The organism is Paenibacillus wynnii, from assembly GCF_000757885.1.
Classification (GTDB): Bacteria; Bacillota; Bacilli; order Paenibacillales; family Paenibacillaceae; genus Paenibacillus_AQ; species Paenibacillus_AQ wynnii.
Window position 1 is genome coordinate 1,158,079 of sequence record NZ_JQCR01000002.1, and the last position, 19,214, is coordinate 1,177,292.

Consider the following 19,214-nt stretch of genomic DNA (forward strand, 5'->3'; position numbering starts at 1 on the left):
GTTTTTATTTTCTAGACTTCGACCGATCCAATAATACGGCAATTAAAATGACTATACCCTTGACCACCTGTTGATAGAAGGAAGAAACATTCATTAGATTGAGTCCATTATCCAGAACCCCGATAATCATTGCACCAATCAGTGTACCCACAATCCAGCCTTTTCCTCCCGACAAGCTGGTACCGCCAAGGACTACAGCTGCGATTGCATCCAGTTCAAAGGCTCCCCCTGCTGTAGGTTGAGCGGAGTTAAGTCTGGAGCTTAGGATCATACCGCTAGTTGCTGCCAGTAACCCACTGATCGAATACACCATGATCTTTACCTTAGTGGTATTGATTCCTGAGAGCCAAGTCGCCTCCTCATTGCTTCCTAGCGCATAGACGCGCCGGCCAAAAGTCGTGTGCTTTAAAATGATATATAACACTGCAAATGAAACCACCATCCAAATAATCGGCATTGGAATTTGCAGGAAATACCCTTTACCTATAAAGGAAAAGTCTTCTTTGAATCCGGTAATTGGCTTGCCTTGCGTATACACTAAGGTTAGCCCACGGAATACGGTCATGGTTGCTAAAGTGGCTATGAACGGGGCTACCTTGCCTTTAGTGATTAAGATCCCGTTCACCATTCCCATGAGCATCCCGCCTACCAGACCAATGATTACGGCTAGCCATGTATTCATCCCTCCGGCCATCAAGCCTGCAGCCAGAGAACTGGATAATGCCAATATCGAACCTACAGAAAGGTCAATTCCTCCCGTCAGAATAACAAAGGTCATTCCGAAGGCAATTAGTGCATTTATGGATATTTGACGAAGAACATTGAAGAAGTTGCCTGCGGTCAAAAAGTCACCGCTAACTACAGATAAAGAGACTACGATGAGAATCAACCCTACTAACGGGCCTAGACTCTGGACTTTATCCAATCTCAATTTATTTATTAATTTGCCGTCAACCTGCATGTTTTTCTCCCCCTGTCGCACATAACATAATGTTTTCCTGAGTGGCTTCTTCTCGTGTGAATTCCCCGCTTATTTTCCCCTCATGCATAACGAGAATTCGGTCACTCATCCCCAGAACTTCAGGCAGCTCGGAGGAAATCATAAGAATGGCTACACCTTGGGAAGCAAGCACATTCATGAGGTCGTAGATTTCTTTCTTCGCCCCAATATCGACACCCCGGGTAGGCTCATCCAGGATCAAGACTTGCGGACTTGTAGCTAACCACTTCCCAATGACTACTTTTTGCTGATTACCTCCACTTAAGGATCCGACTTTTTGCTCACTGTTCGGTGTTTTTATCAAAAGCTTCTTAATCATAGATTCGGATAATTCACGTTCCTTCGTACGGTCCATGAACCCGAAGGAGGATAGTAAGTCCAGATTGGGAAGCGCCAAATTATCACTTACGGATAAAGGCAGCAGCAGCCCTTCATCTTTGCGGTCTTCGGTTATCAGGGCAATTCCCACCTGAATCGCATCGATTGGTTTTTTGATAGACACGGGTTTTCCGTTAATGGAAATGCTTCCGTGATCTACCGATGTTACTCCGAATAAGGCTTTAGCCAGCTCCGTTCTGCCGGCTCCCATAAGTCCTGCCAACCCTACTATTTCTCCAGCCTTCACGGATAAAGAAATATTATGAAGCTTCCCTTTTTGAGACAACCCCTTAACGGTTAACCGTTCCTCTCCAAGTGGGATTGCAACTTTGGGGAAACGGTCTTTAATTTCACGGCCTACCATCATTTTGACCAGCTGGTCCATAGTGGTCTGAGCAATAGTCTCGGTACCGATGTAATGTCCATCACGCATCACGGTAACCTGATCACAGATTCGGAATACTTCTTCCATCCTATGAGAGATATAAATCATGCCTACACCTTTTTGCTTAAGTGAATCAATAACCAGAAATAGTGCATCAATTTCACGATCTGTTAGTGCCGCAGTAGGCTCATCCAGTACAAGAATTTGTGTGTTCATTGAAAGAGCCTTTGCAATTTCCACCATCTGCTGCTGGCCCACAGAAAGCTCATTAACGATGGTTCCCGGATCTATGCTTAATCCCAGTTGGGATAAATATTGTTGGGCTTGCTGTCTCATCAGGCGCCAGTTGATCAGCTTTGTCTTGCCATAAGTGAATTCCCGGCCGAGAAAGATATTCTCCATAACCGTCAAATGGGGAACCAAATTTAATTCCTGATGAATAATAACGATCCCGAGGCTCTGTGCCATCGAAGGAGATACAATATCGACAGCGCTTTCATTTACAAATATGGAACCGCTATCTTTAATATAAATTCCGCCTAGTATCTTCATGAGTGTAGATTTACCAGCACCATTTTCTCCCATCAGCGCATGGATTTCTCCACCCTTCAATGTAAAATCAACCTGATTTAATACTTTAACACCTGGGAAGCTTTTGCTGATTGACTTCATTTCCAGTAGGTTTGCTGTCACTTCGTTGCCTCCTTTCAGAAGATTACTCCGGCCTGAAGAATCACATTGGCATAGGGAGTAAACTCACCTGTTCGTATGATTGCCTTGGCATCATGAGTTAGCGCTTTCAATTCTTCATGACTGAGCTCATGCACAGTCACACCTTCTAACGCCAACTCCATCTCTTTCTTTAATCCCGGGCTTCTCTGATCCATTTCCAAGGCAACAAAGGCCTTCTCGACCTGCATTTCTTGAAGCACAGTGACCAGACAATCCATAAACGATGGAACACCCTGCTTCAAAGCCAAATCAATACGCTTTACGTGGGGAGGAATAGGCAGTCCGCTGTCACAAATTACAATTTTATCGGTATGCCCCAATTCACTGATGACTCTTGAGATTTCGCTATTTAGAATTCCGATTTTTTTCATGCTCTTTCTACTCCCATAGTATGATTTCCGAACATCGTTACTTCCTCTAGGCTAGGCATGCCTGCTTGGGCCCCAAACCGAGTGACGGCTAATGCAGATACCTTAGCTGCGAATGCAACGGATTCCTCCAAGCTGTTCCCTAATGCTAGCGAATAGGCTAATCCCGCATTGAACGAATCTCCTGCTCCTGTAGTATCGATAACTGGAACTTTGTAACCGGATACCTTTTGAAGAGTGCTCTTCTCTCCCAAAAAGGCCGATCCCTCTTCCCCAAGTGTTGTTACTACGTTACTTCCTAGTTGTGTTAGATTCCTCATTGCAGCTTCCAGCGCTTCGCCTTCAGTGTTCATCCCTGTAAGTAAACTTAGTTCTGACCGGTTAGGTGTAATGTAATCTACATTTCTTAGCAAATCCTCAGGTAAAGCCTGTGCAGGTGCAGGATTCAAAATAATTGTCTTGCCCATCGCTTTGGCCTTTGTCACCGCATGACGCACCGTTTCAAGTGGAATCTCCAGTTGAAGCAGAACGATATCCGCATCCTGAATGATGTCATCATATTTATCGATATCCTCGGGCAACAGCTTGTAATTAGCACCCGGTACAACCACAATGCTATTATCACCGCTAGTGATATAGATCGAGGCTACTCCCGTAGAACTGCCCTCAACGATCTTAACGGAATCTCTATGGATCTTATCATTATCCAAGGCTAGCAAGAGATCTTGACCAAAGCTGTCTGCTCCGACCGCGCCGATCATTGTCGTTCTGGCACCCAGTCTAGCAGCCGCTACCGCTTGATTTGCACCTTTACCGCCCGGTATGAACCGAGCATTCTGTCCTAGTATGGTTTCCCCCAGCTGTGGGGATCTATCTGCTTCTATGACAATATCCATATTTAAACTGCCGATAACAACTATATGAGGTGTCTTCATCTCATCCCCTCCTCCTTGTTGAATCTCTTGAGATTAATTTGATATCCAGCACATGAATTTGGTCTTCTTCAATGTCACCTTCTATTTTCTTTATCAAAATTCTGGAGACCAACGCCCCCATATCATAAGTAGGTTGCGCAATGGTTGTTAACTCAGGCTCAGTGATCTCCGTCATATTGATACCGTCATACCCAATCACAGCTACTTGCTCAGGAACCTTAATGCCCATGCGATGCAGAACTTTCAAGGCACCGAAGGCCATTAGATCATTCCCTGCAAAGATAGCGTCTATATCCGGGTGTCGCTTCATTAAAATTTCAGTAGCCTTTTTTCCACCCTCAATTCCAAAATCTCCGGGTACCATCAAGCTTGGGCTGAACCAGTCATACACTCTCACAGATTCCTCATATCCGATTAATCTTTCTTTAGCAGTTATTAGATCCTGTGGGCCATAGATATGTCCGATCTTCTTGCAGCCTGAATCCAGAAGATGCTGTACTGCTAATTTCCCGCCTTCCAGGTCGTTAGATCGAACAACACTGCAAGTTCCGTTGGTAGGTGCCCGGTCTAAGCACACATAAGGAATATTGAAAGAGGCCAGTTTATCTACGTCTTCTTGCCCTAAAGTATTAGAGGCAAAGATAATGCCATCGATATTCTTACTCTTTAATGCGTCTATATACTTCTTTTCCTTTCCCACTTGACCATCTGTATTACAAAAAATAACGGTGTATCCGTAAATGGTAGCCACATCTTCAACCGCCCTCGCTAGCTCTGGGAAAAAAGGGTTAGTGATATCCGGGAGCAGCAAAGCGATAGTCTTCGTATTTTTCCCGGCAAGCCCTCTTGCAACTACACTGGGTTGATAATTCAATTTATCGATCGCGTTCTTAATATTCAATTCCGTTTCAGCGTTTACATATCCGCTCTTATTCAAGTAGCGAGAGACTGTAGAAACAGAGATCCCAGCTAATTTAGCTACATCGCGTATGGTTGCCATCCTAGCTTCACTTCCCGACTATAATCATGTGGTATCGCTTCCATATAAAACAAAAAACGAAGTATTAATATGTTTTATATGATGTGGTAGCGGTACCACACAAATATAGCACAGCTTTTTTGGGTTTGCAATACATAAATAATAATGGCAGCCAGGAAGTATTATCCTCCTATCCCAGATCACGGTTTGACGCACAAAAAAACGGCATCCGTTGCTCCGGATACCGTTAGTTAGTATGAATCCAACTCTTCCTGCAAATAGTCGGAGAGTTCTTATAGATTTCGATGTAACAAAGACAGCATATCCCTCATCTCAGCGACGGCCACCTGGCCAGGTGCTGAGACTTTATGAGCGGCTCCGAAAGTCAGGGCCGAACCGAATATTTCCCCCGCAAGACGGCTGATTACACCTGTCCCCGCCATAGACATCGTAATAATCGGACGGTCTGCATATTGTTCTTTCATGATATATGTCGCTTCCAGCAGAGTAAGTACATCCCCCGCATGGTTTGGCATCACCGCAATCTTCGGAAGGTCTCCCCCAAGCTCTTGAGCTCTTCGCAGGCGTACTACGATTTCCTCCTTGGGAGGCGTTCCATGAAAGTCATGGTTAGATATGATTACAAATACATCCCGAGCATGAGCGACTGCAATGATTTCTTCGACAACCGCCTCATCATTAAATAATTCAACGTCAATAATATCAACCAGGCCACTTCCCGCAGCTGTCTTGTTCAGCGATATGTAATACTCTGCACTAATCTGCTTCTGACCGCCTTCTTTGGCACTGCGAAAGGTAAAGATGAGCGGCAGGTCTGGAATAATAGAATGGATTTCTACTAGTGCACCCTTTACGGCCTCAATATCCTCTACTTGCTCAAAGAAATCTGTTCTCCACTCGACCAAATCGGGAGATAGCGATCTCAGCGACTCTGCCTCCTGCTTCAATTCCAATACAGTGGCCCCCATAATCGGCACACAAATCTTCGGTGTACCCTCACCGATGATTACATTTTTCACGGTTACTGTGCGGCTCATAGTACAGCTCCTTATGTCCTTAATGATAGATCTGCCACTGGCTTCAAGCGGCTTAAATGCTCATACACTCTATCTTATTGGCTTTACCCCGTTTAATCAACCAACCGTTTCACCCATCCTGAAATCATAAAGGGACACGGCAGCTATGCCGTGTCCCTTCTAACTAACTTTTTACTTCTACAAATCTTGATATACCTCAGTTTATAACCCTACTCTTCGTAGATTACAACCGTTTGGGATTCCGGCTCCCACTTCACAGTAGCCTTCAGGGCTTCACTCACGAAGCGTACTGGTACAACTGTGCTGCCTTTTACAATGGCTGGCGGTACTTGCAGTGTGACAGGTTGACCATTAACGTATGCGGTCTTTTTATCAATAATGAGCTTCACAGTAACTCCATCGCGGGTTACGGTAACGGAGCGTTCTTTCTGATTCCAGACCACCTCTGCTTGTAAGGCCTCAGAAATGGCACGGAAAGGCACCAATGTGCTTCCAGACGTTAGAATCGGAGCAACTTCCGAAGAGGACTCTACACCGTTAACGAACAGCTTTATACCTTTTTTACCGCTTTTTTCGTACAGCTTGCCCAGCTTCTTATAGGAATCGAGGTTTTTGACATTGGCCAGAATAGCCTCTTTTTCCACATAAACCGCATCGGTTACGCTTCCTTTTTGGGCCAGAATGTCAGCAAGTGCAGATAACGCTGCATCCTTTTCCTTAATTGCTTCAAGCTTAGCTTTCATTTCAGGGGTAAGCTGAGTGTTGTACTTAGTCAGCAAAAGGTCGGCAAGTACAGCACCGGCTGGCTTGTCCTTAACATTTTCGATCGCCTTGAGAAGTCCTTTATATCCATTGCCTCCGTTGTTTCCATAAGTGGCGTACGTAGCAGTAGTTACGGTTGCTTTGTCTTTAATTACTTTGTCGTTAGTTTTTGTTGGTGCAGTAACAGGCTTAGTTTCAGTGGCACCTTGCTTATTTCCGTTTCCATTCCCGTTTGCGGATTTAGCCAATGCTGCACCCGACGTCAGGCTAACTGCCAAAACGCAGCTAACAAGGATCAAAAAGCTTTTTTTCATGTGTTCTGTACCTCCCAGGTTGTTGTATGTATCTTTATTATTTTCGGTTGTATGTTTAGGTTTTGTTATAGAAGACGTATTAATTGGGAAATATAGCTCGGGGTAAGAAATGGAACGCTACTTAAGCACTAGACAAACCTACCTACTATAAAAAGGATTCAAAAACTTCTGATATGCTTTTCCGCTTCATGTGTGCTAAACTATACGTGCAATCGCTTCCAGCAAGTCCCATATGTCTTTTTGGGCAAACGTTTGCACCTAAGATAATGCCGACAGATTTACCTTAATTCAATCTAATTCGTTATTAGGAGGCTTATCAAGTGAACGAGAACAAATTACCCACAGTAGCTTATTTCAGTATGGAGTATGGACTGCATTCCGATTTCAAAATGTACGCCGGGGGTCTGGGGATTCTGGCAGGTGATTACATTAAAGGAGCCAAGGATATTGATGCACCGATCATCCCTATCGGATTGAAGTGGAAGCAAGGCTATACCGATCAAAAGATTGATGCAGAAGGACGTCCATACGACTCCTATCATAATTATGTATACGATTTTCTGGAAGACACCGGAGTACGGGTTACAGTTAAAGTTAGAAAGATCGATGTGATCTGTAAGGTATGGAAAACAGAGCAATTCGGCAACAAACCGTTATATTTGCTGGATACAGATATTCCAGAGAATAGCGATGCCTGGATTACCGGTCAGTTGTACGGCTGGTTCGGTGAGGAACGGATTGCACAGGAAATTGTCCTGGGTATTGGCGGTGTAAAAGCAATGCGGGCCTTGGATATACCTATTGATGTGTATCATTTCAACGAAGGGCATGCGGCTCTGGCGGCCATTGAATTAATTCGTGAAAAGATGTCCGGGGGCCATACCTTTGAGGAAGCATGGAAGGCAACACGGGAAGAAGTCGTATTCACTACCCATACTCCAATTATGGAGGGTAATGAAGCCCATCCTCTGGACCGTCTCGAATATATGGGCGCCTTCAACGGGTTATCCCGTGAGCAAATGGAACGCATTGGTGGCGAACCATTCAATATGACCGTTGCTGGACTACGTTTGTCACGCATCTCCAACGCTGTAGCTCAACTCCATGCCGTAACCGCAAGAAAGATGTGGAAGGAAGTCGCCGGCAGATCCGAGATTATCGGGATCACCAATGCTATTCATACCCCTACCTGGGTGGATGAACGTATAACTCAAGCCTTCGAAGAGGGTGGAGATCTGTGGGCTACTCATACAGAGATCAAAGGCGAGTTAATTCAGTTCATCAAAGATCGGTCTGGGATTTCCTTGAATCCTGACAACCTCTTGATCGGCTTCTCACGCAGAGCTGCACCTTACAAACGGAGTGACCTGATCTTCTCGCAGCCGGATATTATCGAGCCGTATCTGGAAAGCGGCAAGATCCAGATCGTCTTCTCCGGCAAGGCTCATCCACTCGATGATAATGGCAAGAAGATTGTCAGCAACCTAGTAGCCATGATGAAAAAATATCCGAAGAGCGTCGTCTTCTTGGAGAATTACGATATGACCATTGGGGCCCAGTTGACCCGAGGCTCTGATATTTGGCTGAATAATCCGCGTCGTCCGTTGGAAGCCAGCGGGACCTCCGGCATGAAAGCAGCAATGAATGGCGTACTTAACTGTTCTATTCTGGACGGTTGGTGGCCAGAGGCGTGTATAGATGGCGAGAACGGCTGGCAAATTGGGGACGGCTTCGAAACCACTGACTTCAAGGTCCTCGATCAACATGATAGCGATGCGCTGTATGACACGCTTCTGAACCGTGTACTTCCAACCTTCTATGATCAACGTGATCAGTGGGTTGAAATGATGAAGAGAAGTATCGAGACTACACGAACTGAATTTGCGACAAAACGTATGCTCGATGAGTACTACAACAGAATGTATATTAAAAAATAACTATATAAGATGAACTTAAGATTTTGCTACATTGGGTTTGGGTCGTAACTACGGTGAATGTTGGACTTCCAGCCGCTGTTGTCTCCGGATTTCTGGATTTTTACCGCTATTAGCGGATGAAATCCGGAGACAAAGGCGGACGCTACCGCTCTTCCAGTTCCAAAATCCCCCTGCGTTACTTCAATCCTTTTTGTCAGTTTATCAAGTTCAATCTATATAATCATCTTCACGAAAGCTAATCCACAATCCCATCCTGATTAAAGGGTGGGATTGTTATGTTTAATCATATACATATGCTTATTTGGAATTATTATAAAAAGGGTTTACAATTTAAATGAGAATTGTTATCATAGTATTTATACTTAATCTAAAATCAAATCCTAAGAGGTGAACCTATTTATGAGTTCCAACAACAATAACAACCTTACAACGAGCTGGGGTGCTCCTGTAGGGGATAATCAAAATTCCATGACAGCAGGCTCCCGTGGCCCGGCTTTAATACAAGATGTTCATTTGCTTGAGAAATTAGCGCATTTTAACCGAGAGCGTGTCCCGGAGCGTGTTGTCCATGCTAAGGGTGCTGGAGCCCATGGATATTTCGAGGTAACCAATGACTTATCCCAATATACCAAAGCGAGCTTTTTATCCGAATTAGGAAAACGTACACCCATGTTCATTCGTTTCTCTACAGTTGCCGGCGAGCTGGGCTCAGCTGATACGGTTCGTGATCCACGTGGCTTTGCCGTTAAGTTCTATACAGAAGAAGGAAATTATGACCTAGTAGGGAATAATACACCGGTCTTTTTTATTCGTGATGCCATCAAATTCCCAGACTTTATTCATACACAGAAACGTCATCCGCAGACTCACCTCAAGAACCCCAATGCCGTCTGGGACTTCTGGTCACTATCTCCTGAGTCTCTGCATCAGGTGTCTATACTAATGTCAGACCGTGGGATACCAGCTACACTGAGACATATGCACGGTTTCGGAAGCCACACGTTCAAATGGGTAAATGCAGAGGGTGGCGCAGTCTGGGTGAAATATCATTTTAAAACAGAGCAAGGCGTACAGAACTTAGATGTGAATTTGGCTGCAAAAATTGCCGGTGAGAACCCGGATTACCATACAGAAGACTTATTCAACGCGATTGATAAAGGAGATTTCCCAGTCTGGAGATTACATGTACAAATGATGCCAATCGAGGACGCCAATACGTATCGTTTCGATCCGTTTGATGTTACAAAGGTATGGTCGCAGAAGGATTACCCTCTGATTGAAGTGGGGCGCATGGTGCTGGACCGTAATCCGGAGAACTATTTTGCAGAAGTGGAGCAGGCCACCTTCTCTCCTGGCTCTTTCGTACCGGGAATTGAAGCCTCTCCTGATAAAATGCTGCAAGGCCGTCTGTTCGCCTACTCCGACGCTCATCGCTACCGTGTAGGTGCCAATCATAACAGTCTGCCCATTAATCAGCCCAAGGCGGAAGTGAAGAACTACCAACGGGACGGCTCCATGACTAGCGGCAATAACGGTGGCAGTTCCGTTTATTACGAGCCTAACAGCTACGGCGGACCGACAGAATCACCACAACATAAACCTCTTTCTTTTGAAGTGTCCGGCTTAGCAGACAGTGTTGCCTATGATCATAACGATCACTACACACAGCCCGGTGACTTATACCGTCTGCTCAGTGAAGAGGAGCGTTTACGGCTTGTGCAAAATATCGTGGTTGCCATGGCTCCCGTCGACAGAGATGATATCAAAATCCGCCAAATCGGGCATTTCTTCAAAGCCGATCCCGAATTCGGGCGACGTATCGCCGCCGGGCTTGGTTTACCTGCTCCGCAGGAAGTATAAGGGTAAGACTAACCATTAGTTGAATATAGCATGTTATAGATGAAGGGGTGATCCACGCCATGCAATGGCAACTGGATCACCCCTTTTCCCTGACCATAATTGCAAATTTTTTGGAAATCATAGCGTCTATACTGAAAACTATCCCTTTATACTTTTCCCCATTACACTTTCTGGTCACTCTCTATAATCCACCTGGCTCCATACCCAAAGCTGATTTAGCTGCAATTGTGACATTCACAGTAGTAATTCAGTAAAGAATAAAAGGCATCTAATCATGATCTCCATGATTTAGACTGCCTTTTTCGTTAAACAAAAAAAAGAGCCGCGAAAATCCGCAGCTCCTAATTTGGTCTATCAGTAAGCGGGTGATGGGAATCGAACCCACGCTATTAGCTTGGAAGGCTAAAGTTCTACCATTGAACTACACCCGCATAAATGTAAAATCGGGACGACACGATTTGAACATGCGACCCCCTGGTCCCAAACCAGGTGCTCTACCAAGCTGAGCTACGTCCCGACATTAAAAATGGGATAAGAATATAAATGGCGCGCCCTGAGAGATTCGAACTCCCGGCCTTTTGATTCGTAGTCAAACGCTCTATCCAGCTGAGCTAAGGGCGCAAAATCTATATGGAGCGGACGACGGGAATCGAACCCGCGACCCTCGCCTTGGCAAGGCGATGCTCTACCGCTGAGCCACGTCCGCAAAATATGGTGCGCGTGAAGGGACTTGAACCCCCACGTCGTGAAACGCCAGATCCTAAGTCTGGTGCGTCTGCCATTCCGCCACACGCGCACGATACTAATAAAAGTGAGCCATGAAGGATTCGAACCTTCGACACCCTGATTAAAAGTCAGGTGCTCTACCAACTGAGCTAATGGCTCGCATAGAAGAGGCTTCCGAGTATTACTCGAATTACCTTTGAAACTTAACTTCACAAGATAAGGTGAAGTGGCTGGGGATATAGGATTTGAACCTATGCATGACGGAGTCAAAGTCCGTTGCCTTACCGCTTGGCTAATCCCCAATACTAATTAACGAAATGGCGGAACAACTTCCTTGCTCTCATCCTTGTCGATAAATAAATGGCGGAACCGACGGGATTCGAACCCGCGATCTCCTGCGTGACAGGCAGGCATGTTAGGCCAACTACACCACGGTTCCATGATAAATTACATAAGTAAGTATTGGTTGCGGGGGCAGGATTTGAACCTGCGGCCTTCGGGTTATGAGCCCGACGAGCTACCGGGCTGCTCCACCCCGCGTCAGTAACTAATATGCTTGTTTAACTATACCACATTACCACTACTCAAGAAAATATCACATAAAGATAATTGGTTGCGGGGGCAGGATTTGAACCTGCGGCCTTCGGGTTATGAGCCCGACGAGCTACCGGGCTGCTCCACCCCGCGTCAGTAACTAATATGCTTGTTTAACTATACCACATTACCACTACTCAAGAAAATATCACATAAAGATAATTGGTTGCGGGGGCAGGATTTGAACCTGCGGCCTTCGGGTTATGAGCCCGACGAGCTACCGGGCTGCTCCACCCCGCGTCATAAGCAATATACAATTATGGTGGAGGCTGAGGGGTTCGAACCCCCGACCCTCTGCTTGTAAGGCAGATGCTCTCCCAGCTGAGCTAAGCCTCCATGATATGACCCGTATGGGATTCGAACCCATGTTACCTCCGTGAAAGGGAGGTGTCTTAACCCCTTGACCAACGGGCCAAACTACTAAGAAAATATTACTGCGATGAACCACTGAGGGTTCTCATCCCTTGCTAAGCAAGTATTGCAACGGAGAGAGAGGGATTCGAACCCTCGAGACGCTTGTGGCGCCTACACGATTTCCAATCGTGCTCCTTCGGCCAAACTCGGACACCTCTCCAAAGTGGCTCCCCGAACAGGGCTCGAACCTGTGACAACTCGATTAACAGTCGAGTGCTCTACCAACTGAGCTATCAGGGAAAATGGTGGGCCCTAGTGGACTCGAACCACCGACCTCACCCTTATCAGGGGTGCGCTCTAACCAGCTGAGCTAAGGGCCCTTCTAACGCATGTAAATGTTATGAGCAAAAAAAATACCACAGTCATTGTGGTTATTCGCTTGGCGGCGTCCTACTCTCCCAGGACCCTTCGGTCCAAGTACCATCGGCGCTGGAGGTCTTAACGGTCGTGTTCGGGATGGGTACGTGTGGAACCCCTCCGCTATCGCCACCAAACGAATTACATAGAATATATCAAGCGTTTGATCGCCTGAAAACTGAATCCGAAACAAATTTGCGTTTAGATATTTGGATAAGCCCTCGACCGATTAGTATTGGTCAGCTCCATGCATTGCTGCACTTCCACCTCCAACCTATCTACCTCGTCGTCTTCAAGGGGTCTTACTAATTGGGAAATCTCATCTTGAGGGGGGCTTCACGCTTAGATGCTTTCAGCGCTTATCCCGTCCGTACGTAGCTACTCAGCCATGCTCCTGGCGGAACAACTGATGCACCAGCGGTACGTCCATCCCGGTCCTCTCGTACTAAGGACAGCTCCTCTCAAATTTCCTGCGCCCACGACAGATAGGGACCGAACTGTCTCACGACGTTCTGAACCCAGCTCGCGTACCGCTTTAATGGGCGAACAGCCCAACCCTTGGGACCTACTTCAGCCCCAGGATGCGATGAGCCGACATCGAGGTGCCAAACCTCCCCGTCGATGTGGACTCTTGGGGGAGATAAGCCTGTTATCCCCAGGGTAGCTTTTATCCGTTGAGCGATGGCCCTTCCATGCGGTACCACCGGATCACTAAGTCCGACTTTCGTCCCTGCTCGACTTGTAGGTCTCGCAGTCAAGCTCCCTTATGCCTTTGCACTCTTCGAATGATTTCCAACCATTCTGAGGGAACCTTGGAACGCCTCCGTTACTCTTTAGGAGGCGACCGCCCCAGTCAAACTGCCCGCCTGACACGGTCCCCGTACCCGATTAGGGCACTAGGTTAGAACCTAGATACGATCAGGGTGGTATCCCAACGTCGCCTCTGCAGAAGCTTGCGCTCCTACTTCTCTGGCTCCCACCTATCCTGTACAGATCGTACCCAAATTCAATATCAAGCTGCAGTAAAGCTCCATGGGGTCTTTCCGTCTTGTCGCGGGTAACCTGCATCTTCACAGGTATTAAAATTTCACCGGATCTCTCGTTGAGACAGCGCCCAAGTCGTTACGCCATTCGTGCGGGTCAGAATTTACCTGACAAGGAATTTCGCTACCTTAGGACCGTTATAGTTACGGCCGCCGTTTACTGGGGCTTCGGTTCACAGCTTCGGATTGCTCCTAACCGCTCCCCTTAACCTTCCAGCACCGGGCAGGCGTCAGCCCGTATACTTCGCCTTGCGGCTTCGCACAGACCTGTGTTTTTGCTAAACAGTCGCTTGGGCCTTTTCACTGCGGCCCCCTCGTGCTATTCACACTACCGGGGCACCCCTTCTCCCGAAGTTACGGGGTCATTTTGCCGAGTTCCTTAACGAGAGTTCTTCCGCGCGCCTTAGAATTCTCTTCTCGCCTACCTGTGTCGGTTTGCGGTACGGGCACCTTCTCCTGGCTAGAGGCTTTTCTTGGCAGTGTGAGATCATGACCTTCGCTACTACAATTTTCGCTCCCCATCACAGCCTGGCCTAACAATGTGCGGATTTGCCTACACATTAGCCTCACTGCTTAGACGGACACTTCCATCAGTCCGCGTCACTACCCTCCTGCGTCACCCCATCGCTCATAGCGGATTACGGTGGTACAGTAATTTCAAACTGTTGTCCTTCGACTACGCCTTTCGGCCTCGCCTTAGGTCCCGACTTACCCTGAGCGGACGAGCCTTCCTCAGGAAACCTTGGGCTTTCGGCGGATCAGATTCTCACTGATCTTTTCGTTACTCATACCGGCATTCTCACTTGTATACGCTCCAGCACTCCTCACGGTATACCTTCAACGTATATACAACGCTCCCCTACCCCAGATACTAAGTATCTAGCCATAGCTTCGGTGGTGTGTTTAGCCCCGTTACATTTTCGGCGCAGAGTCACTCGACCAGTGAGCTATTACGCACTCTTTCAATGGTGGCTGCTTCTAAGCCAACATCCTGGTTGTCTGTGCAACTCCACATCCTTTCCCACTTAACACACACTTGGGGACCTTAGCTGATGGTCTGGGCTGTTTCCCTTTCGACAATGGATCTTAGCACTCACTGTCTGACTCCCGGCAATAAGTATATGGCATTCGGAGTTTGACTGATCTTGGTAACCCTTGCGGGCCCCGCAACCAATCAGTGCTCTACCTCCACTACTCTAATACCGAGGCTAGCCCTAAAGCTATTTCGGGGAGAACCAGCTATCTCCGAGTTCGATTGGAATTTCTCCGCTACCCCCACCTCATCCCCGCATTTTTCAACATGCGTGGGTTCGGGCCTCCAGTGCGTGTTACCGCACCTTCACCCTGGACAGGGGTAGATCACACGGTTTCGGGTCTACGTCCACATACTCTATCGCCCTATTCAGACTCGCTTTCGCTGCGGCTCCGTCTTCTCGACTTAACCTTGCATGTTAAACGTAACTCGCCGGTTCATTCTACAAAAGGCACGCCATCACCCATAGATAGGGCTCTGACTTTTTGTAAGCACACGGTTTCAGGTTCTATTTCACTCCCCTTCCGGGGTGCTTTTCACCTTTCCCTCACGGTACTGTTTCACTATCGGTCGCCAGGTAGTATTTAGCCTTAGCAGATGGTCCTGCTGGATTCATACGGGGTTTCACGTGCCCCGCACTACTCGGGATCCGTCTCGGAGAGAACATGGTTTAGGTTACAGGGCTTTTACCTCTATCGCGGGCCTTTCCAGACCTCTTCACCTACCAGATTCCTTTGTAACTCCATGTGAGACGTCCCACAACCCCAAGGGGCAAGCCCCTTGGTTTAGGCTGTTCCGCGTTCGCTCGCCGCTACTGACGGAATCACTATTGTTTTCTCTTCCTCAGGGTACTTAGATGTTTCAGTTCCCCTGGTCTGCCTCTACATACCCTATGTATTCAGGTATGAGTAACTGCGAATTACCACAGCTGGGTTTCCCCATTCGGACACCCCCGGATCAAAGCTTGCTTACAGCTCCCCGAGGCAGTTTCGTTGTTCGCCACGTCCTTCGTCGGCTCCTGGCGCCTAGGCATCCTCCGTGTGCTCTTATTAGCTTAACCAACGCTTCGATGTTTCGTTTGTTTACACAATCGAAAATCTCCGCTAAGCCATAATTTCACTTCACTTGTTTGCACAAGTTACAGTAATAAGATGTTCTAAAACGCAAATTCGTTTCGGTATCCAGTTTTCAAGGATCAATCTCGCTTGTTTTCGGGCCAATCACGGATGTGTTGGTCGAAAATAACGAGGATTTTTGAGAGCTTAAACTCTCAAAACTGAACAACGAGTGAGTGGTTCGAACCTTCAAGGGTCCTTATAGAAGCTTAACGCTTCTGTTCGAATGTTTCCGTTACAGGAAACGATTCTCCATAGAAAGGAGGTGATCCAGCCGCACCTTCCGATACGGCTACCTTGTTACGACTTCACCCCAATCATCTACCCCACCTTCGGCGGCTGGCTCCCTTGCGGGTTACCCCACCGACTTCGGGTGTTGTAAACTCTCGTGGTGTGACGGGCGGTGTGTACAAGACCCGGGAACGTATTCACCGCGGCATGCTGATCCGCGATTACTAGCAATTCCGACTTCATGCAGGCGAGTTGCAGCCTGCAATCCGAACTGAGACCGGCTTTGTTGGGATTCGCTCCACCTTGCGATTTCGCAGCCCGTTGTACCGGCCATTGTAGTACGTGTGTAGCCCAGGTCATAAGGGGCATGATGATTTGACGTCATCCCCACCTTCCTCCGGTTTGTCACCGGCAGTCTGCTTAGAGTGCCCACCATAATGTGCTGGCAACTAAGCATAAGGGTTGCGCTCGTTGCGGGACTTAACCCAACATCTCACGACACGAGCTGACGACAACCATGCACCACCTGTCTCCGATGCTCCGAAGAGGGGCACTATCTCTAATGCTTACATCGGGATGTCAAGACCTGGTAAGGTTCTTCGCGTTGCTTCGAATTAAACCACATACTCCACTGCTTGTGCGGGTCCCCGTCAATTCCTTTGAGTTTCAGTCTTGCGACCGTACTCCCCAGGCGGAGTGCTTACTGTGTTAACTTCGGCACCAAGGGTATCGAAACCCCTAACACCTAGCACTCATCGTTTACGGCGTGGACTACCAGGGTATCTAATCCTGTTTGCTCCCCACGCTTTCGCGCCTCAGCGTCAGTTACAGCCCAGAAAGTCGCCTTCGCCACTGGTGTTCCTCCACATATCTACGCATTTCACCGCTACACGTGGAATTCCACTTTCCTCTTCTGTACTCAAGCCACCCAGTTTCCAGTGCGACCTCAGGTTGAGCCCAAGGTTTAAACACCAGACTTAAATAGCCGCCTGCGCGCGCTTTACGCCCAATAATTCCGGACAACGCTTGCCCCCTACGTATTACCGCGGCTGCTGGCACGTAGTTAGCCGGGGCTTTCTTCTCAGGTACCGTCACTCCGATAGCAGTTACTCTACCGGACGTTCTTCCCTGGCAACAGAGCTTTACGATCCGAAAACCTTCATCACTCACGCGGCATTGCTCCGTCAGGCTTTCGCCCATTGCGGAAGATTCCCTACTGCTGCCTCCCGTAGGAGTCTGGGCCGTGTCTCAGTCCCAGTGTGGCCGTTCACCCTCTCAGGTCGGCTACGCATCGTCGCCTTGGTGAGCCGTTACCTCACCAACTAGCTAATGCGCCGCAGGCCCATCCCTCAGTGACAGATTACTCCGTCTTTCATTCTCTCCTCAGGAGAGGAAAGAAATTATCCGGTATTAGCTACCGTTTCCGGTAGTTATCCCAGTCTAAGGGGCAGGTTGCCTACGTGTTACTCACCCGTCCGCCGCTAAATGATTTTGAAAGCAAGCTTTCAAAATCACTCCGCTCGACTTGCATGTATTAGGCATGCCGCCAGCGTTCGTCCTGAGCCAGGATCAAACTCTCCAAATTGTATTTAGAAAGAGCGATTACTCATTTTGAAACATCTGACGAGAATTAAAAAATTCTCTGATCATGGTCTTCAAGAAGTCCATGATTTTGGATTTTACTCTCGTAAAATCCCACTCACTCGTTGTTCAGTTTTCAAAGATCAAGTTTTCGTTGTCGGCGGTTAATGTCTCACCAGCAACTCTTATAATATATCATATCCAACCGTGTAATGCAAGCTCTTTTTTCAACTTCTTTTTCGAGCTCGGCATCAACATTTCTTGGCCGGAATAAGAATATATCATGTATATAAATCAATTGCAAGCTTTTTTTCATATTAATATTAGTTACCAATAATCTCATTACATCCCGCCTCATGGTTTGAGGGAATGGCTTATTAGTTTTACCTAATAAATAGAAAAAACATCTGCATAGTACTGCCCTCTTCGATATATTCCCGATGAGTATTATTATAGAGTTGGGGGCTGCATGACAAATCCTAATCGGTGAGCAGTCAGTACCAATCTGCTATATAGCATTCCACTCTTAACCTGCTGTATCCGTGTTCTATCCTTCGTTATGTCTTTTCGCTATTATATAGAAGGAAAGATTGTTATTGTCCTTGCATGATGTTTTTCATTACGCCGGGTTCAGTCAACCCCTTTTCCTTCTACGGAAGTCAATATAACTGAGCAAGAAGTATCCTTAATTCATCCTTAGTAAGATGTCTCCATGTTCCTCGTTCTAAATCACCTATTGATATATTCATTATTCGAATACGCTCCAATCTCACCACTCTATACCCGAGAGCTTTGCACATCCTGCGAATCTGAAGGTTAAGACCTTGTGTCAAAATAATCCGGAACTCATATTCAGTTAAGGAAGTCACTTCGCACGGCTTTGTTGTTACTCCAAGGATATCAACACCACAAGACATAGCTTGCAGGAATTCCTCAGTTACTGGTTTGTCTACGGTTACCCAATACTCCTTTTCATGACTATTCTCTGAGCGCATCATTTTATTTACGATATCCCCGTCATTGGTTAGTAAAATAAGCCCTTCAGAGTCCTTGTCCAATCTTCCGACTGCAAAAATCCGAGAAGGGTAATTTACAAAATCAATAATATTACCCTTGACCTGTTTTGCAGCCGTACAAACGATACCTGCAGGCTTATTCAAGACAATATAAACAGCCTCCCCTTTACTTGGAATGGCTTTGCCGTCGATATGCACAATATCCCCTGGCTCGACTTCAGCATCGCCTTTACAAACCTCACCATTAATCGTAATCTTTCCGGCTTGAAGTAATCGGTTGGTTTCTCTTCTAGAGCAATATCCTGTATCACTTATATATGTATTAATTCTCATCATGAGCCCGCCTTCTCTCTGACCTAACTATAATCCTTATTCCTTTTGGTGATTCTACACATG

Annotated in this window: 10 protein-coding genes, 16 tRNA genes and 3 rRNA genes; 2 read left to right on the forward strand and 27 right to left on the reverse strand. The window is 46.9% G+C overall.

The window, feature by feature from the left end; genetic code table 11:
• Positions 1-4 precede the first annotated feature (4 nt).
• The 7 genes from PWYN_RS07750 to PWYN_RS07780 all read right to left on the reverse strand — a co-directional run bounded on the left by PWYN_RS07750 (position 5) and on the right by PWYN_RS07780 (position 6,911).
• Positions 5-961: an ABC transporter permease gene (locus tag PWYN_RS07750; RefSeq protein ID WP_036650142.1), complete on the reverse strand. Its 957-nt coding sequence runs from the start codon at positions 959-961 to the stop codon at positions 5-7.
• Positions 951-2,456, reverse strand: a complete 1,506-nt coding sequence (locus PWYN_RS07755; protein ID WP_036650145.1) for a sugar ABC transporter ATP-binding protein — start codon at positions 2,454-2,456, stop codon at positions 951-953. Before PWYN_RS07755 ends, PWYN_RS07750 begins: the two co-directional genes overlap by 11 nt.
• A 14-nt stretch (positions 2,457-2,470) precedes the next feature.
• Positions 2,471-2,866 carry a D-ribose pyranase gene (gene rbsD / locus PWYN_RS07760; RefSeq protein ID WP_036650148.1) on the reverse strand — a complete coding sequence of 132 codons (396 nt, stop codon included), beginning with the start codon at positions 2,864-2,866 and terminating at the stop codon, positions 2,471-2,473.
• The gene (gene rbsK / locus PWYN_RS07765; protein WP_036650150.1) at positions 2,863-3,798 is read right to left on the reverse strand and encodes a ribokinase; all 936 of its coding nucleotides are present in this window, start codon (positions 3,796-3,798) and stop codon (positions 2,863-2,865) included. The genes rbsD and rbsK overlap by 4 nt, the downstream gene beginning before the upstream one ends.
• 1 nt (position 3,799) lies before the next feature.
• Positions 3,800-4,798: a LacI family DNA-binding transcriptional regulator gene (locus PWYN_RS07770; RefSeq protein WP_036650152.1), complete on the reverse strand. Its 999-nt coding sequence runs from the start codon at positions 4,796-4,798 to the stop codon at positions 3,800-3,802.
• Positions 4,799-5,070: 272 nt separating this feature from the next.
• Entirely contained in the window at positions 5,071-5,835 is a 765-nt protein-coding gene (gene aroD / locus PWYN_RS07775) for a type I 3-dehydroquinate dehydratase (protein WP_036650154.1), read from the reverse strand.
• Between the two features lie 209 nt (positions 5,836-6,044).
• Positions 6,045-6,911 carry a copper amine oxidase N-terminal domain-containing protein gene (locus tag PWYN_RS07780; RefSeq protein ID WP_036650156.1) on the reverse strand — a complete coding sequence of 289 codons (867 nt, stop codon included), beginning with the start codon at positions 6,909-6,911 and terminating at the stop codon, positions 6,045-6,047.
• A 320-nt stretch (positions 6,912-7,231) separates the two neighbouring features.
• On the opposite strand from PWYN_RS07780, the gene glgP reads away from it, so the two are divergent.
• Together glgP and katA are read left to right on the forward strand one after the other, a co-directional pair.
• Positions 7,232-8,848: an alpha-glucan family phosphorylase gene (gene glgP / locus PWYN_RS07785; protein ID WP_036650157.1), complete on the forward strand. Its 1,617-nt coding sequence runs from the start codon at positions 7,232-7,234 to the stop codon at positions 8,846-8,848.
• Positions 8,849-9,247: 399 nt separating this feature from the next.
• Positions 9,248-10,708 (forward strand): catalase KatA, encoded by a 1,461-nt coding sequence (gene katA, locus PWYN_RS07790; RefSeq protein WP_036650159.1) that lies wholly within the window; start codon positions 9,248-9,250, stop codon positions 10,706-10,708.
• Positions 10,709-11,068: 360 nt separating this feature from the next.
• Here katA and PWYN_RS07795 read toward each other — a convergent pair.
• From PWYN_RS07795 to PWYN_RS07890, 20 genes are all read right to left on the reverse strand, one after another.
• Positions 11,069-11,139, reverse strand: a tRNA-Gly gene (locus PWYN_RS07795).
• A 12-nt stretch (positions 11,140-11,151) separates the two neighbouring features.
• Positions 11,152-11,225 (reverse strand) — tRNA-Pro (locus PWYN_RS07800).
• 27 nt (positions 11,226-11,252) lie between these two features.
• Positions 11,253-11,329, reverse strand: a tRNA-Arg gene (locus PWYN_RS07805).
• A 10-nt stretch (positions 11,330-11,339) separates the two neighbouring features.
• Positions 11,340-11,414, reverse strand: a tRNA-Gly gene (locus PWYN_RS07810).
• 6 nt (positions 11,415-11,420) lie between these two features.
• Positions 11,421-11,504: transfer RNA gene (locus PWYN_RS07815), tRNA-Leu, on the reverse strand.
• A gap of 16 nt (positions 11,505-11,520) precedes the next feature.
• Positions 11,521-11,593 (reverse strand) — tRNA-Lys (locus PWYN_RS07820).
• Positions 11,594-11,661: 68 nt separating this feature from the next.
• Positions 11,662-11,736 (reverse strand) — tRNA-Gln (locus PWYN_RS07825).
• A gap of 59 nt (positions 11,737-11,795) precedes the next feature.
• Positions 11,796-11,873: transfer RNA gene (locus PWYN_RS07830), tRNA-Asp, on the reverse strand.
• 24 nt (positions 11,874-11,897) lie between these two features.
• A tRNA-Met gene (locus PWYN_RS07835) sits at positions 11,898-11,974 on the reverse strand.
• A 70-nt stretch (positions 11,975-12,044) separates the two neighbouring features.
• Positions 12,045-12,121 (reverse strand) — tRNA-Met (locus PWYN_RS07840).
• A 70-nt stretch (positions 12,122-12,191) separates the two neighbouring features.
• Positions 12,192-12,268 (reverse strand) — tRNA-Met (locus PWYN_RS07845).
• Positions 12,269-12,288: 20 nt separating this feature from the next.
• Positions 12,289-12,364: transfer RNA gene (locus PWYN_RS07850), tRNA-Val, on the reverse strand.
• 6 nt (positions 12,365-12,370) lie between these two features.
• Positions 12,371-12,442 (reverse strand) — tRNA-Glu (locus tag PWYN_RS07855).
• Between the two features lie 70 nt (positions 12,443-12,512).
• Positions 12,513-12,602: transfer RNA gene (locus tag PWYN_RS07860), tRNA-Ser, on the reverse strand.
• 4 nt (positions 12,603-12,606) lie between these two features.
• Positions 12,607-12,682: transfer RNA gene (locus PWYN_RS07865), tRNA-Asn, on the reverse strand.
• A 3-nt stretch (positions 12,683-12,685) separates the two neighbouring features.
• A tRNA-Ile gene (locus PWYN_RS07870) sits at positions 12,686-12,762 on the reverse strand.
• Between the two features lie 57 nt (positions 12,763-12,819).
• Positions 12,820-12,936: ribosomal RNA gene (gene rrf / locus PWYN_RS07875) — 5S ribosomal RNA — on the reverse strand.
• 72 nt (positions 12,937-13,008) lie between these two features.
• Positions 13,009-15,935: ribosomal RNA gene (locus PWYN_RS07880) — 23S ribosomal RNA — on the reverse strand.
• A 313-nt stretch (positions 15,936-16,248) separates the two neighbouring features.
• Positions 16,249-17,806 (reverse strand): 16S ribosomal RNA (locus PWYN_RS07885).
• The 16S, 23S and 5S rRNA genes sit together here with 16 tRNA genes alongside, the layout of an rRNA operon.
• A gap of 655 nt (positions 17,807-18,461) precedes the next feature.
• A complete protein-coding gene (locus tag PWYN_RS07890; protein WP_036653521.1) occupies positions 18,462-19,151 on the reverse strand; it encodes a pseudouridine synthase in 690 nt (229 codons plus the stop codon).
• Between the last annotated feature and the right edge of the window lie 63 nt (positions 19,152-19,214).